Annotated in this window: 13 protein-coding genes; 7 read left to right on the top strand and 6 right to left on the bottom strand. The window is 71.7% G+C overall.

What is annotated here, in order from left to right:
* Nucleotides 1–8 precede the first annotated feature (8 nt).
* From ACWD3I_RS08220 to ACWD3I_RS08200, 5 genes are read right to left on the bottom strand one after another with little or no spacing between them, the layout of a single operon-like run.
* Nucleotides 9–650 (bottom strand): hypothetical protein, encoded by a 642-nt coding sequence (locus tag ACWD3I_RS08220; RefSeq protein WP_365394650.1) that lies wholly within the window; start codon nt 648–650, stop codon nt 9–11.
* Nucleotides 647–2119, bottom strand: coding sequence for a HAMP domain-containing sensor histidine kinase (locus tag ACWD3I_RS08215; protein ID WP_365394651.1), 1473 nt, complete (start codon nt 2117–2119; stop codon nt 647–649). Before ACWD3I_RS08215 ends, ACWD3I_RS08220 begins: the two co-directional genes overlap by 4 nt.
* Nucleotides 2116–2799, bottom strand: a complete 684-nt coding sequence (locus ACWD3I_RS08210; protein WP_365394652.1) for a response regulator transcription factor — start codon at nt 2797–2799, stop codon at nt 2116–2118. Before ACWD3I_RS08210 ends, ACWD3I_RS08215 begins: the two co-directional genes overlap by 4 nt.
* Before the next feature lie 23 nt (nt 2800–2822).
* Nucleotides 2823–4439 carry a murein biosynthesis integral membrane protein MurJ gene (gene murJ, locus ACWD3I_RS08205; RefSeq protein ID WP_365394653.1) on the bottom strand — a complete coding sequence of 539 codons (1617 nt, stop codon included), beginning with the start codon at nt 4437–4439 and terminating at the stop codon, nt 2823–2825.
* Nucleotides 4436–5647, bottom strand: a complete 1212-nt coding sequence (locus tag ACWD3I_RS08200; protein ID WP_365394654.1) for a lipid II:glycine glycyltransferase FemX — start codon at nt 5645–5647, stop codon at nt 4436–4438. The genes murJ and ACWD3I_RS08200 overlap by 4 nt, the downstream gene beginning before the upstream one ends.
* 226 nt (nt 5648–5873) lie before the next feature.
* Here ACWD3I_RS08200 and ACWD3I_RS08195 point away from each other — a divergent pair, with 226 nt between their 5' ends.
* The 7 genes from ACWD3I_RS08195 to ACWD3I_RS08165 all read left to right on the top strand — a co-directional run bounded on the left by ACWD3I_RS08195 (nt 5874) and on the right by ACWD3I_RS08165 (nt 12203).
* The gene (locus ACWD3I_RS08195) at nt 5874–7076 is read left to right on the top strand and encodes a L,D-transpeptidase (RefSeq protein WP_365394655.1); all 1203 of its coding nucleotides are present in this window, start codon (nt 5874–5876) and stop codon (nt 7074–7076) included.
* Nucleotides 7077–7225: 149 nt separating this feature from the next.
* On the top strand, nt 7226–7477 hold the full coding sequence (locus tag ACWD3I_RS08190) for a hypothetical protein (RefSeq protein WP_365394656.1): 252 nt from the start codon (nt 7226–7228) through the stop codon (nt 7475–7477).
* Nucleotides 7478–7677: 200 nt separating this feature from the next.
* A complete protein-coding gene (locus tag ACWD3I_RS08185; RefSeq protein ID WP_365394657.1) occupies nt 7678–8181 on the top strand; it encodes a DUF5994 family protein in 504 nt (167 codons plus the stop codon).
* A 379-nt stretch (nt 8182–8560) separates the two neighbouring features.
* Nucleotides 8561–10063, top strand: coding sequence for a DEAD/DEAH box helicase (locus ACWD3I_RS08180; protein WP_365394658.1), 1503 nt, complete (start codon nt 8561–8563; stop codon nt 10061–10063).
* Between the two features lie 208 nt (nt 10064–10271).
* Nucleotides 10272–10640: an STAS domain-containing protein gene (locus tag ACWD3I_RS08175; RefSeq protein WP_365394659.1), complete on the top strand. Its 369-nt coding sequence runs from the start codon at nt 10272–10274 to the stop codon at nt 10638–10640.
* Nucleotides 10641–10704: 64 nt separating this feature from the next.
* Nucleotides 10705–11439 carry an ANTAR domain-containing protein gene (locus ACWD3I_RS08170; protein WP_365394660.1) on the top strand — a complete coding sequence of 245 codons (735 nt, stop codon included), beginning with the start codon at nt 10705–10707 and terminating at the stop codon, nt 11437–11439.
* On the top strand, nt 11436–12203 hold the full coding sequence (locus ACWD3I_RS08165; RefSeq protein WP_365394661.1) for a GAF and ANTAR domain-containing protein: 768 nt from the start codon (nt 11436–11438) through the stop codon (nt 12201–12203). The genes ACWD3I_RS08170 and ACWD3I_RS08165 overlap by 4 nt, the downstream gene beginning before the upstream one ends.
* 471 nt (nt 12204–12674) lie before the next feature.
* On the opposite strand, the gene ACWD3I_RS08160 is transcribed toward ACWD3I_RS08165, so the two are convergent.
* Nucleotides 12675–13460 carry a calcium-binding protein gene (locus ACWD3I_RS08160; protein ID WP_365394662.1) on the bottom strand — a complete coding sequence of 262 codons (786 nt, stop codon included), beginning with the start codon at nt 13458–13460 and terminating at the stop codon, nt 12675–12677.
* Nucleotides 13461–13526 lie beyond the last annotated feature (66 nt).

Genomic DNA, 13526 nt, shown 5'->3' with positions numbered 1-13526 from the left:
ACGTCTCCTCAGCCACTCGCGCCGGCCGACGAGCCCCGCTCCCGGGTCTCGGTGACCGTGGGCACGTTCCCCGCGCTGCCGGGAGCGAGTCCGCAGGTGCCCGACCTCGATGCCCCGTCCTGTCCTCGCAACTCCACGACGATCCGGCCGTCGGCGTCCTGGCTGTAGGCGATCGTGCAGGTGAGCTGGCGCAGGGCGATGGTGTCCAGCCCCTCCAGGGCGAGCGGGAGGCGGGTCGTGACCCTGCCGCTCAAGGAGGCGTCGACCTTGACGGTTCCGCCGGGGCGGGCGGCGGGGAGAGCGGTGGTCAGACCCGCGGCCCGGTCTTCGTCCGCCGGGCCGGCGAGGAGCGCCGAGACGACCTTCTCCGTCGGCACGGGCTGAGTCGCGTCCTGGTCCCCGGCGGTCGTCGTATGGACGGCGGATCCCTCGCCGGACACGGTCTCCGGCCCGGCCGACCGGATCACGGGGCTCAGCCCTCCGTCGGGGGAGCGGAAGAAGAGCAGCATGTCGTCCTCGCGATTGAGGAAGGCCTGGACGCTGGCGGGACCGCCCGCCTCGATGACGTCGGTCTCCTGGATACCGCAGCCACCGAGCAGCGGTACGCCGGCCGCGACAGCGAGGGCCACAGCCGACACACGTCGCCTCATCCGCCGGTCTCCTCCGAGTAGAGCGGTATTTCGACGGCGAAGACGGCACCGCCCCCCGGCCGGTTCCCGGCGTGGATCGTGCCGCCGTGCAGCTTCACGTTCTCCAGTGTGATCGCCAGCCCCAGGCCGCTGCCCGCCGAGCGGGTACGGGCCGAGTCGGCCTTGTAGAAGCGGTCGAAGATGTGCGGGAGCGATTCGGTGCGGATGCCGGGCCCGCTGTCCACGACGTCGGTGATCAGCACCGGCGGGCCCGGAAGGCGTGCCTCGGTGCGCAGCCGTACGGTGACGGGCGCGCCGCCGTGCCGCAGGGCGTTGCCGACGAGGTTGGCGATCACGACGTCGAAGCGGCGCGGGTCGAGCCGGGCCCGGATGCCGTCGGGGAGTTCGGTGCGGACCCGGTCGTCGGTCCAGTGCCGGTTCTGCAGGGTCTTGCGGATGGCCACGGCCACATCGACCTCGTCGGCGTTCAGCTCGGCGGCGCGGGCGTCGAAGCGGGAGATCTCCATCAGGTCCTCGACGAGCACGGCGAGCTTTCCGGTCTCCGCGCTGACCAGCCGGACCGCCCGGGCGGTGTCGGGGTCCAGGCCGTCCGCGTCCTCGTCGAGGACCTCGGTGACGGCGAGCATTCCGGCGAGGGGGGTGCGCAGTTCGTGCGAGACGTCGGAGGCGAAGCGGCGGGCGCGTTCCTCGGCCTCGCGCAGTTCCCGTACGGACCGCTCCAGTTGGCCCGTCGACTCGTTGAACGTGCGTGCCAGGTCGGCCAGTTCGTCACTGCCGCGCACCCGTATCCGGGTGTCGAGTCTGCCGCTGCCCATGTTCCGGGCCGCCTGGCGCAGTTCCCGCACCGGACGCAGCACGCTGCGCGCGGCGATCAGGGCGGGTATCAGCGCGATGGCGAGGCCGGGCAGGGCTCCGTCGCGGGCGGCCATGAGGAGGGCGTCGACGTTGATCTGCTCGTCGGTCATCCGCATGACGGCGTACAGGACGAGCCCGGTGGGCAGCAGGCTGTCCGGGCTGGTCTTGAAGACGGTCGGCATGGCGATGGTCAGATAGGGGACGCCGTCCTTGACGACCCGTTCGAAGCTGCCGTGGGGGTTGGCCCGTGCGGCGCGGCGCAGTTCGGGGGTGATGACGGTGGAGACGGGGTTCTCGCCCGAGGAGGCGCGGAGCGAGCCGTACTCGGCGAAGACCACCCAGGGGTGGGGCTTGCCCTTGCGGGCGATGTCCCGCAGGACGTCCTCCATGCCCTCCTTCCGCACGGGCAGGGGGAAGCCCGTCTGCTGGACGTGGTCGCGGAACGACGTGACCGCCGTGTCCTGGGCTGTCTCCAGCAGCGAGTTGCGGGCCTCACGGTAGGTCAGCGCGGCCGTCGTGCCGGCGCTGACGGCGGCGACCAGCAGGAAGGCGAGCAACAACCGCGCGCGCAGCCCGAACGCCCTGAACCGCGAGCGCTGCTCGCCGCTGCTCACAGCGGCCCGAAGCGGTAGCCGAAGCCCCGCAGTGTCTGGACGTAGCGGGGGCTGCCGGCCTCGTCCTCGATCTTGCCGCGCAGACGGCGGACGCACGCGTCGACCAGGCGGGCGTCGGCGTGGTAGCTGTGGTCCCAGACGTGCTCCAGCAGTTGCTGCCTGCTGAACACCTGCTCGGGGGCGGCGCAGAGGTGCAGCAGGAGCTTGAGCTCCGAGGGAGCGAGTGCGAGCGGGCGGCCGGCCTTGGTGACGGCCAGTCCGACACGGTCGACGGTGAGGTCGCCGTAGACCTCGATGGCCGGGCGGCCCGGGCCGCTGTCGTCCAGGCGGCGCAGTACGGCACGGATCCGGGCCTCGATCACCTCGGGACGGGCGGGCTTGACGATGTAGTCGTCGGCACCTGCCTCCAGGCCGATGACCACGTCGAAGTCGTCACCGCGCGCGGTGAGCATGATGATCGGCAGCTGGCTCTGCTCGCGGACCTGCCGGCAGACCTGTACGCCGTTCATTCCGGGCAGCATCAGATCGAGCAGCAGCAGATCGGGGCGGAACTCGGCCAGCGCGGCGAGGCCGGACTCGCCGGTCGCTGCCGCCCGTACCTCGTGGCCGCGGCGGCGCAGACCGAGTTCGACCCCCTCGCGTACGGAGGGGTCGTCCTCGATGAGGAGCACGCGGGGCATCGGCAGTTCTCCCTCGGTGATGGTCAGGGCCGGGTCCGTCCGAGGCGTACGCGCGAGAGCAGTGCGTCGAGTTCGGCGAGTCGCAGCGGACGGGTGAGCAGGGCGAAGGTGAGGACGACGGCGACCGCCCCGGCAGTTGCGGCGACCAGGGCCCCCGCCCGTACCGTGCCCAGGACCGCGAGGTGGCCCAGTGCGGTGGCGGGGACGGCGGCGAGCAGCAGGCGCGCGTGGGCGCCGACGGCGGAGGAACGCAGGGGGCGGGCGACGGCGAGCCGGCGGCTCAGCACCAGACCGGTCACCGCCCAGCCCGCGCACAGCGCCAGGGAGTAGGCCGCCGCCATGCCGGTCACCGCCCAGCGGGCCGGCAGCAGGTGGGCGGCGGCCAGCGACAGTCCCGCGTTGAGGGCGACGATCAGCAGGTTGAGCAGGAACGGCGTACGGGTGTCGGAGAGCGCGTAGAAGGTGCGGGACAGGACGTACTGGCCGGACAGGGCGATCAGTCCCGGCGCGAAGGCCATCAGGATCCCGGCCATGGCGGCCGTGTCGTCGGCGCCGGTCCTGCCGTATCCGAAGACGAGGGCCATCACCGGCTGGGCGAGGGCGAACAGGGCGCAGGCGGCGGGGACGACGGCCGAGGCGCTGACGCGCAGGGCGTGGGAGACGTCGCGCCGCACGGCCGCGGTGTCCCCGTCGGCGGCTGCCGCGCTCATCCGGGGCATCAGCGCGGTCACCAGGGAGACGGTGATGATGCCGTGCGGTACGACCCACAGGGCATAGGCGTTGTTGTACGCCCCGTATCCGGGGCCGCCGTCGAGGCCCGCGGTGGTGGCCAGGCGGGTGGTGACCCAGTAGGCGGCCTGGTTGGCGAGGACCAGCAGGACCAGCCAGCCTGCCGCGCGCAGGGGGCGGGTCAGTCCGCTGCCGCGCCAGTCGAAGCGGGGCCGCCAGCGGAAGCGGGCGGCGCGCAGGGCGGGGACCAGGGCGAGGGCCTGGACGGCGATACCGGCGGTCGTGCCCCAGCCGAGCACGGCGGTCTCGGTCGCGGTGAGCGTGTCCCCGTCGCCCATGGCCAGGGCGAGGTACAGCCCGAACACGGTCATGACGACGAGGTTGTTGAGGACCGGCGCCCACATCATCGCGCCGAACCGGCCCCGTGCGTTGAGTACCTGTCCGAGCAGCGTGAACAGTCCCAGGAAGAAGATCTGGGGCAGGCAGTAGCGGGCGAGCGCGGTGGTCATGGCCGCCTGCGGGCCGGTGTAGTCGGTGTACGCGTCGACGATCGCGGGTGCCGCCCACACCGCGGTCGCGGTGATCGCCAGCAGGGCGACGACGCACACGGTGACGAGGCGGTCGGTGTACGCGGTGCCCCCGTCGTCGTGCTCCTTGGCGGCCCTGACCAGTTCCGGGACGAAGACGGCGTTCAGCGCGCCGCCGAGGAGCAGCATGTAGACGATGGTGGGCAGGGCGTTGCCGACCGCGTAGCCGTCGGCGGTCGGCCCGATGGTGCCCAGCGCTGCCGCGACCACGGCGGAGCGGGCGAAGCCGGTGGCCCGGGACACGATGGAGCCGACGGCCATGACGGCACTGCTGCGGGCCGCCGTGTCCATCGGTGCGGTGGTGGTCGGCGCCGTCTGCGTCATCGGCGGTTCAGATACGCCTGGAAGGCGCGGTAGAGCGCGTGGTTGGCGCTGCCGCCCAATGGCCTCTCCCATTCCCCCAACGTCTCGACGACCTGTCCCCCGGTGCCGAGCTTCCACCGCAGCAATCCGTACGCACGTTCCTCAGGATCGAGAGTGGAGGGTACCCCGCGCATGTCGTAGACGTCCGCGCCCAGGGCGAGGGCGTCCTGCAGCATCCGCCACTGCAGGGCGTTGGAGGGCCGGACCTCGCGACGGTGGTCGGCCGAGGCGCCGGTCTGGTACCAGGCCCGGCGGCCCACCGTGATCATCGTGTGGGCGGCCAGGATCTCCCCTCGGTGCCGGGCGAGGTACAGCTTCATCCGGCCCGGTTCCTCGGCGTTGAGCGCCGCGTACTGGCGCTCGTAGTAGGCGAGCGAGCGGCCGAGCCGGAACCCGTCGCGTCGCTCGGTGATGCCGAGGAGCCGGTAGAACTCGGGGAGTTCGGCCGAACTGCCCACCACCACCTCCACGCCCTCCTTCCGGGCCCGGCGCACATTGCGGCGCCACTCCTGGTTGAGCCCCGACCACAGGTCCTCGGTGGTGCGCCCGGCGAGCGGTACGTGGAAGACGTGCCGGGGCTGGGCGTCCCCGTCCCCTCCGGTCCCCTCTCCTCCCGTCCCGTCACCGCCGCAGCGGCGCCAGCCCCGGGCGCGCAGCCGCTCGGCGACGGCGGTGCCGAGCGGGTCGACCTCGCTGGCGAGGACGTCGCCGAGGCGCCGGCCCGGGCCGGTGAGCGGCTTGAGCCGGGCGGCGTCCCAGCGCCGGTAGGCGGGCGAGGGGCCGATGCGCACGGCGAAGGCGCCCGCGCGGCGCAGGTGTTCGAGGAGCGGGCCGAGCCAGCCGTCCACGTCGGGGTCGTTCCAGTCGGCGACCGGCCCCTCGGGAAGGTAGGCGAAGTACTTGCGGGTCCCGGGGAACTGCCGCAGCAGCACCAGGGCCACACCCGTCAGGGCGCCGGCCTCCGGATCCGGACCCCAGCCGAGCAGTTGGGCACGCCAGCCCTCCTTGACGTCGGCCCAGGAGGGGCACTGGAGGAAACCGGCGCCGAGAGCGGCGCCGTCGGGGGAGGCGAGGAAGGCGCGGTAGGTCTCCGCGGTGATGGTCCGCAGGGCCGTGCCCTGGTTCCGTGCTTGGCACACGCGGCTGGGCGGAACGAGCAGCGCTGACACAGTCTGAGCCTCTCCTTCTCCCCGGCCCGGTCGCGGGGACGCAAAGGATGCTCACAGCGGTCCGTGACCGCTCCGCGCGGCGAATGTGACCGGACCATGACCGTTCCTCACCAGTCGCCGTCACATTGCCCCATAGCGGCTGACCTCGGGTTTTCCGGCTCTACAGTCACGACATCGCCGACTCGTCCACCCCCTTCCCGCCCTTTCCTTCCCTTCGGAGGTCCTGTTGTCGCGCACTCGTGCACTCGCCCATACCCGCGTCCGGGCCGCCGTCGTGGCCGCCCTGCTCGCACCGCTCGCCGCCTGCTCGTCGACCTCCTCCGGCGGCGCCCCGGACACCGAGGTGACGCCCAAGGCCGACGAACGCCCGGTCACGGTCACCGTCACGCCCGAAGGAGACCAGGTCCGGGCGGGCGACTCCGTGCGGATCACGGCCTCGGGCGGCAGGCTCACCTCGGTGACCGTCACCGACGCCGAGGGCCACAAGCTCGTCGGCGAGGTCGCCGCCGACGGCCGCTCGTGGGTCTCCGGCCGCAAAGCCGTACCCGGTACGTCGTACACGGTGACGGCGGCGACCCGGACCGCGGCCGGAACCGTCAAGAGCACCAGGTCCTCCTTCACCACGGCTGCGGCGGACAAGGTCAACAAGGTCGACTGGCGACCGGGCACCGGCACCACCGTCGGTGTCGCCCAGCCGATCTCCCTGGTCTTCGACAACCCGGTCAAGAACCGGGCCGAGGTCGAGAAGCAGCTCAGGATCACCACCTCGAACGACACCGAGGGCTCCTGGGGCTGGCTGACCGACTGGTCGGGCAGGGACCGGCTGGACTGGCGGCCCAAGTCGTACTGGAAGCCCGGCACCGAGGTCACCCTGAACGCCGAGCTGAACGGCACCGACTCGGGCACGGCCGGCGGCTGGTTCGTACGCGACTACACGACCACCTTCACCATCGGCGCCCGGCAGATCGCCCAGGTCGACCTCGACAGCCACCAGCTCACCCTGGTCCGCGACGGCAGGACGGTCCGCCGCATACCGGTCTCCGGCGGCACACCCGGCGGTGACAAGCGTTCCTGGCACGGAACGGCCGTGCTCATGGCCAAGGAGGGCACGATCAACATGAACTCCGAGACGGTGGGCCTCGGCGACGCCTACGACAAGATGGTCGAGCACTCGATGCGGCTGACCTGGTCGGGCATGTACGCGCACGCCGCCCCGTGGAACGCCGCCTACTTCGGCAGGGCCAACCACAGTTCCGGCTGCATAGGGATGAGCGACGCGGACGCGGCCTGGTTCTACGACCAGGTGCGGCCCGGCGACCCGTTCGAGATCACCGGCAAGGACACCAAGGGCGTGGTCGCGCCCGGCAACGGCTTCGGCGCGTGGAACCTCACCTGGACCGAGTGGCAGCAGAAGAGCGCGCTGCGCTGAGAAGAGTCCGGGCACTCCCCGCCGGTCGTGGCGCCCGGCGGGAGGCCGGTCACTCGCGGGGGGCGTGGGACCTGCCGGAGTAGAGTGAGGAGTCCGGCCCGTCTCACACCGGCCCGTCTCACACCGGGACATCGAACTCCGAGGTCGCCATGCAGCCCACGGAAACACCCTCGGACGGGCACGCCGAAGTCCGCATCGTCGCCGCCTCGCCCGAGGTCGCCCGCCGGGTCGCGGAGGTTCTCCGCCACTGCTTCGCCGCCACCGAACAGCGCAGCTACCCCGCGTCCGCCGACGGCGGAACCCGCCTCCAGCTCACCGTGGACACCACCCGTGCCGCGGAACCCGCACGGTCGTGGCTGGAGACCAGCGAATCCACGGAGGAAGCCGGCCGGCGGACGTGAGGCGGCGCCCGGAACGTCCCGCCCGGCCCCTTCGGGGAGTAGCGTGAAGGCATCGGGAGCACTTCGCGCACCGGCCCCGACGCCGGTGTCGTTCCCGGTGAGCGACAACACCGGGCGGCTGCCCTCCCGCAGGGGCTCGGAGACAGGTTTGCGCGATGTCCGCGACCGGCTCGCCCACCCCGCTACGGACCGTTCCCTTCATGCCCCCGACCGCGCGCCTCGCGCTGAAGTCCGAGAGCCGCTCCGGCGGGCCCGCCGAGCTGGACGGCGCATGGTGGCCTCGTTCACGTGACCTGACGAGCGAGCTCTCCGCCCTGGCGGACATGCTGGATCCGCTGTGGGGACGGATCACCCGTATCGCGGTCAACCCCCGTAACTGGCCGATCCTCCCGCCCAGGATCTACGTCAACGGCCATGTGGTGAAGGTCGGTTGGTTCACCACGGAGCTGGATCCGCACGCGATCGTGCTGCTGTCCTTCACCGCGGGCCGCTGGAACCTCCTGGTCGTGCCCCCGGAGACCGGCGCTCCCTCGGCCGCCCGGCTGATGGCCGCCGCGAGCGCGGACACCGGCCCGCCGGTCACCGCGACCGCGCTCATGACGGCGGAACGAGCCCGCCAGGGATGCATGGAAGCCGACATGTACGGCAGCGGCGGCACCCTCCGGTCGCACGGCCCGAGCCACCAGAGCGCCGTGGGGATGTGACCGCCGTGGTCACCGCCCTGGCTGTCAGCGCCCTGCTGATCCTGATCGTCGCCGCGACCCGCCTGATCCACCGGTTCGAGGCGAGGAGCGGCAGCGGCGCGTCCACGAGAGAGCGCCCGACCGGGGGTGTCCGGACGGGCCGCGCCGAGGAACGTGGACCTGTGCTACCTTGATGTAAAGTGGCAGTTTTGGTTATCAGAGGCTTCGAGTGCTCTTCGACCTTCGTCGACGGGCACTCTTTTCGTTTCGGGACCTTCCGGGGCTTTTCAGATCTTCCCGTGGGGTCACGCCGGGCCAGAAGGGCCCCAGGCCGAGAACATCGCCCCCGCCTGACGCTGGTCGCGTACGCGTGAACCGCCGTATAGAGGAAGGTCCCCCATTGAACCGCCCCGCCCGTAGAAACCCCAGCTCCTCCCGCACCCGCGCGCAGGGGACGGGCCGCCAGAGCGCCCCGTCCCGCACGGCCAAGAACACGGCGGCCAAGAACGGCACGTCCAAGGCCGGCCGCAGCGGGCGCGGAGGCCGTGCCGCCGCACCCGGCGGGGAGTTCGCGCTGCCGGTCACCGTCACACCGGCGCTGCCGCCGGTCGAGGCGTTCACCGAACTCGACCTGCCCAAGCAGATGCTGGCCACCCTCGCCGCGGAAGGGGTGACCACCCCGTTCCCCATCCAGGGCGCGACACTTCCGAACTCGCTGGCCGGCCGTGACGTCCTGGGCCGTGGCCGCACCGGGTCGGGCAAGACGCTCGCCTTCGGCCTCGCCCTGCTGGCCCGTACGGCGGGACAGCGCGCCGAGCCCCGCCAGCCGCTGGCCCTCGTCCTCGTACCCACCCGGGAACTCGCCCAGCAGGTCACCGACGCCCTCACCCCCTACGCCCGCGCGCTGCGTCTGCGGCTCGCCACCGTGGTCGGCGGGCTGTCGATCGGCAAGCAGGCGAGCGCGCTGCGTGGCGGGGCCGAGGTCGTCGTGGCGACGCCCGGCCGGCTCAAGGACCTCATCGAGCGGGACGACTGCCGCCTGGACCAGGTCGAGATCACCGTCCTGGACGAGGCCGACCAGATGGCCGACATGGGCTTCATGCCGCAGGTGACCGCGCTGCTCGACCAGGTGCGTCCCGGCGGCCAGCGGCTGCTGTTCTCGGCCACCCTGGACCGCAACATCGACAAGCTGGTGCGCAACTACCTGGACGACCCGGTCGTCCACTCGGTCGACCCGTCCGCGGGCGCCGTGGTGACGATGGACCACCACGTGCTGCACGTGGAGGACGACGACAAGCACGCCACCACGACCGAGATCGCCGCCCGTGACGGACGGGTGATCATGTTCATCGACAGCAAGCACGGTGCGGACCGGCTGGCCAAGAAGCTCCTGGCCGTCGGGGTGCGCGCCGCCGCCCTGCACGGCGGCAAGTCGCAGTCCCAGCGCAACCGGGCCCTGGCCCAGTTCAAGGACGGCCACATCACGGCCCTGGTCGCCACCAACGTCGCCGCCCGCGGCATCCACGTCGACGACCTCGACCTCGTCGTCAACGTCGACCCGCCCGTCGACCACAAGGACTATCTGCACCGCGGCGGCCGTACCGCCCGCGCCGGCGAGTCCGGCACCGTCGTCACCCTGGTCCTGCCCCACCAGCGCCGCGACATGACCCGGCTGATGACCGACGCCGGTATCACCCCGACGACCACCAGGGTCCGCTCGGGCGGCGACGAACTCAGCCGCATCACCGGCGCCCAGGCCCCTTCGGGCGTACCCGTCGTCATCGCTCCGCCGGTCACCGAGACCCGCCCCGAGCCCACGGCGGCCGCCCGGCGCAGCCGCCGCGGAGGCCGTCCGGGCCAGAGCCGCCGCCGTTCCTCCCCCGCCAGGGGTAACGGCCGCTGACAGAGCAAAGGCCCAGGTCGTCGGCCTGGGCCTGCCTTCTGTCGGGACCGGGTGCCGAATCGGCGCACTGTGCCCATCGACGTGCCGTACGGCAGTAGGCTGGCCGTACGGCAGCCCGTGACCCCGGCCCTCTCCGTGAAGGTCCGTCCCGCGCAACAGAGGCCCTGCGCAGGCGCAAGCCATTCCATGACGGAAGAGATGGGGCCCTATGAGCCCGCATCCGGAGCTGCTCGACGACTGCCGCCTGGTCCGAGCCAGCGGTGAGCTGGACCTGACGACCGCGCCGGCCTTCGCTCGTGACCTGGAGAACGCCCGCCTCGGCGGCGATCGGCTGTTCCTGATAGTCGATCTGCGCGGCGTGACCTTCATGGACGGAAGCGTCCTGGACCCGCTGTGCGCGGCGTGGCACGACTGCCGCGGAAGGGACGGGTGGATGCGGGTCGTCCATACCGGCCGGGGACCGGGGCTCGTGTTCCGCGCCGTCGGTCTGCTGACGCGTTTCCCCCGGTACGCCAACGTCGGCGATGCCTGGCTGGACGTACCCGCCGACATGACCACGATGGCTCGGGATACGTGATGTACTGCGGTGCCCGGGCGGCGCCCCGCTCCTCGGAGTACCGCCCGCCGCGGAACGGAGCACGTTGATCAGCGAGGGCATGGCCGAGGTCCTGCGCTCACTGCGACTGAGCGGGGTGAACGGTGCCGCCCAGGCGTCCGCACAGGCCCTGGGCGCCGAGGGCGTCGCGCTGTCGGTGCTGGTGGGCCCGGACCGGCCGGCCGAACCGCTGTGGTGTCATCCGGAGCTGAGCGCGCGGTTCGAGGAGCTGCAGTTCACGCTGGGTGAGGGCCCGGCACACGACGCGATCCGCACCGGCTCACCCGTGCTGGAACCGGACCTGGCCCGGGTCCGCCCCGCGCGGTGGCCCGCGCTGCTGCCGGCCGCGCGGAAGATGGGCGTACACGGTGTGTGCTGCTTCCCGCTGGGCATCGGAGCCATCCGCGTCGGCGTCCTGACCGTGCTGTGCGACCCGGCCCGGCTGCCGGACGATCAGCAGTACGCCGACGCCACCGCACTGGCCGCCGCACTCACCATGGCCTGTCTGGACGGGGACAGACCGGACCGGCGGAACAACGAGCCCCCCGCCATCAACGAGCCGCAGACGTCCTTCCTGCACCGCGCGGCCGTGCACCAGGCCACCGGCATGGTCAGCGTCCAGCTGGGCGTGACCATGGAGATCGCCCTCCTGCGGCTGCGGGCCCACGCCTACGCCGGCGACCGCGCCCTCGGCGAAGTGGCGAAGGACGTGGTGGCCCGACGGCTCCGATTCAACGACGATAAGAGCGGGCCGCATTCGCCCGACGGTGGAAAGGGATGATCGGCATGGCCCGCGAACGACGTCTGGCCGAGATCTTCGTGGAAGTCGCTGACTCCCTCGTCGAGGATTTCGACGTCATCGACCTACTACAGCGACTGTCCACCCGCTGCGTCGAGCTCCTCGACGTGTCGGCCGCCGGGATCCTGCTCGCGGACGCGCACGGTGAACTGCAGATCATCGCCGCCTCCGACGAACACACCCGCCTGCTGGAACTCTTCGCGCTCCAGCACGACCAGGGACCCTGCGTCGAGTGCTACCGCACAGGCAGCCCCCGCACCAACATCGACCTGACCCGCCCGGAGACCACCACGGGCTGGCCGAACTTCACCGCACGGGCCCGCGAGACGGGGTACATGGCCACCCACGCCATTCCGCTGCGCCTGCGCCACCGGATCGTCGGCGCCCTCAACCTCTTCCAGACCACCACGCACCGCCTCGGCGACGACGACATCGCCCTGGCCCAGGCACTCGCCGACGTGGCCACCATCACGATCCTGCAGCAGCGCACCCTGGAGCGGTCGCACGTCGAGAACAGCCAGCTGCAGAACGCGCTCACCAGCCGCATCCTGATAGAGCAGGTCAAGGGTGTGCTGGCGGAGCGCTGGGAGACGTCCGTCGACGATGCCTTCGCCGCGTTCCGGTCGTACGCCCGCGCCCGCCATCTGCGGCTGTCGGACCTCGCCAGCCAGATCATCTCGGGCGGCTTCGACACCGCGGCCATCCCGGCCCCGGTGCCGGACGGCCCCGGGGAACAGCTCGGCTGACGGCCGCCGTCCGTTCGTCCGAGTCCGGACGGCGGCCGTCAGGGCTCCCGAACGCGGCCGTCCCCCCAAGTCGGGCGCGCGTTCGGGAGCCGGGTTCCCCGCGTCGGGCCGTGCGACGGCGCGCGGGAGGCACCGCGCAGGTCTCGCGACGAGGGGTAGGCGGGGGCAGGGGGACGAGGGGGACGCAGGGGTCGGCCGGAGCGGGCCTTGAGGGCCGACTGCGCTGCGAATCGGTACTTGCCCGGGGTCATGGGGCACGGGCAGCTGACAGCTGCCGAACAGTGTGCGTTCCGGCGGATTTCCGCGGGCGACCGAACACCGCCAGCTTATGTGCGCTTCCCCCTGGTGAGAACCCCCCGTCGGCGTCGTATGCGGTGTCCGTACAACGGCCGCCCGGGGTACGACGAGGGCGCCGTCCCGGTGTGGACGGCGCCCTGGTCGTGCGTCTGCTGAAACGCTGTCGGTACGTGGCTACTTGACGTCCACGTAGTCGCCGGCCGCGCTGACCGCCGGGGTCGTGGCGGTGCCCGCGAAGCTGTAGCGGTAGTAGCCGTCGACCGATGCCTTGACGGTGGTGCTCAGGTTGCCCGTCGAGTTGGTCTTGATGGTCTTGACCGTGGTGTAGGTGGTGCTGCCCTTCTTGCGGAACTGCAGCTTCACCGACTGGGTCGCGTACCCCGCGTACTTGTTGGTCTCCCAGTTCGCGCGGGTCAGCTTGCCGGTGACCGTGACGGTCTTGCCCTTCTTCACCGGCTCCGGCGAGGCGTTGACCGTCAGCTTCGAAGCGCGCTGCACCTTGAAGGTGGTGGCCGCGTCCCGGTGGATGTAGTTGGCGTCGTTGGCGGAGGCCAGCACGCTGAGGTCCCAGGTGGCCGCCGCGGCGTTGTTGACGAAGCCGGTCGCCGCCTGCGGGTCGAACGTCAGCTTGCCCGAACAGGTCGACGTGGTGTCGCTCACCTCGACGCAGGTGATCTCGCCGTCCTCGTACCTGATCTGCGCGTAGTTCGGGTTCGGACCCCAGCCGCTGATGTACGAGGTCTCGGCGATGCCCGAGTTGTCCGTCAGGGTCACGGAAACCTTGGCGGTCACCACGTTGGTGGTGCCGACGACGACCGGCTTGCCGCCGTTGACGACGACCTTGTCGATCGTGATGTCGCCCGAGCCGCCGTCCTCCGCCTGCGCGGAGGTGGCACCGGCCGCGGTGGCGACCAGTGCGACGCTCGTGGCGAGCAGGGCGAGGCGCGTGGTTGCGCGCATGGATGTCCCCCCGTGGAGTCTGTGTGTGGATCACACGGAGCCTACGGCGTTGGCCAATGGTTAAGC

The sequence above is a fragment of the Streptomyces sp. NPDC002817 genome, assembly GCF_053592055.1.
Note: the sequence above shows the minus strand (reverse complement) of the source record. Positions and strands in the feature narration are given on the sequence as shown.

Bases quoted from the DNA above. Each gene is read 5' to 3' on its own strand.
- ACWD3I_RS08160 (WP_365394662.1), bottom strand. From the start codon at position 13,460: ATGCGCGCAACCACGCGCCTCGCCCTGCTCGCCACGAGCGTCGCACTG.
- ACWD3I_RS08175 (WP_365394659.1), top strand. From the start codon at position 10,272: ATGAGCCCGCATCCGGAGCTGCTCGACGACTGCCGCCTGGTCCGAGCC.
- murJ (WP_365394653.1), bottom strand. From the start codon at position 4,439: ATGACGCAGACGGCGCCGACCACCACCGCACCGATGGACACGGCGGCC.
- ACWD3I_RS08185 (WP_365394657.1), top strand. From the start codon at position 7,678: ATGCCCCCGACCGCGCGCCTCGCGCTGAAGTCCGAGAGCCGCTCCGGC.
- ACWD3I_RS08190 (WP_365394656.1), top strand. From the start codon at position 7,226: ATGCAGCCCACGGAAACACCCTCGGACGGGCACGCCGAAGTCCGCATC.
- ACWD3I_RS08210 (WP_365394652.1), bottom strand. From the start codon at position 2,799: ATGCCCCGCGTGCTCCTCATCGAGGACGACCCCTCCGTACGCGAGGGG.
- ACWD3I_RS08220 (WP_365394650.1), bottom strand. From the start codon at position 650: ATGAGGCGACGTGTGTCGGCTGTGGCCCTCGCTGTCGCGGCCGGCGTA.
- ACWD3I_RS08165 (WP_365394661.1), top strand. From the start codon at position 11,436: ATGATCGGCATGGCCCGCGAACGACGTCTGGCCGAGATCTTCGTGGAA.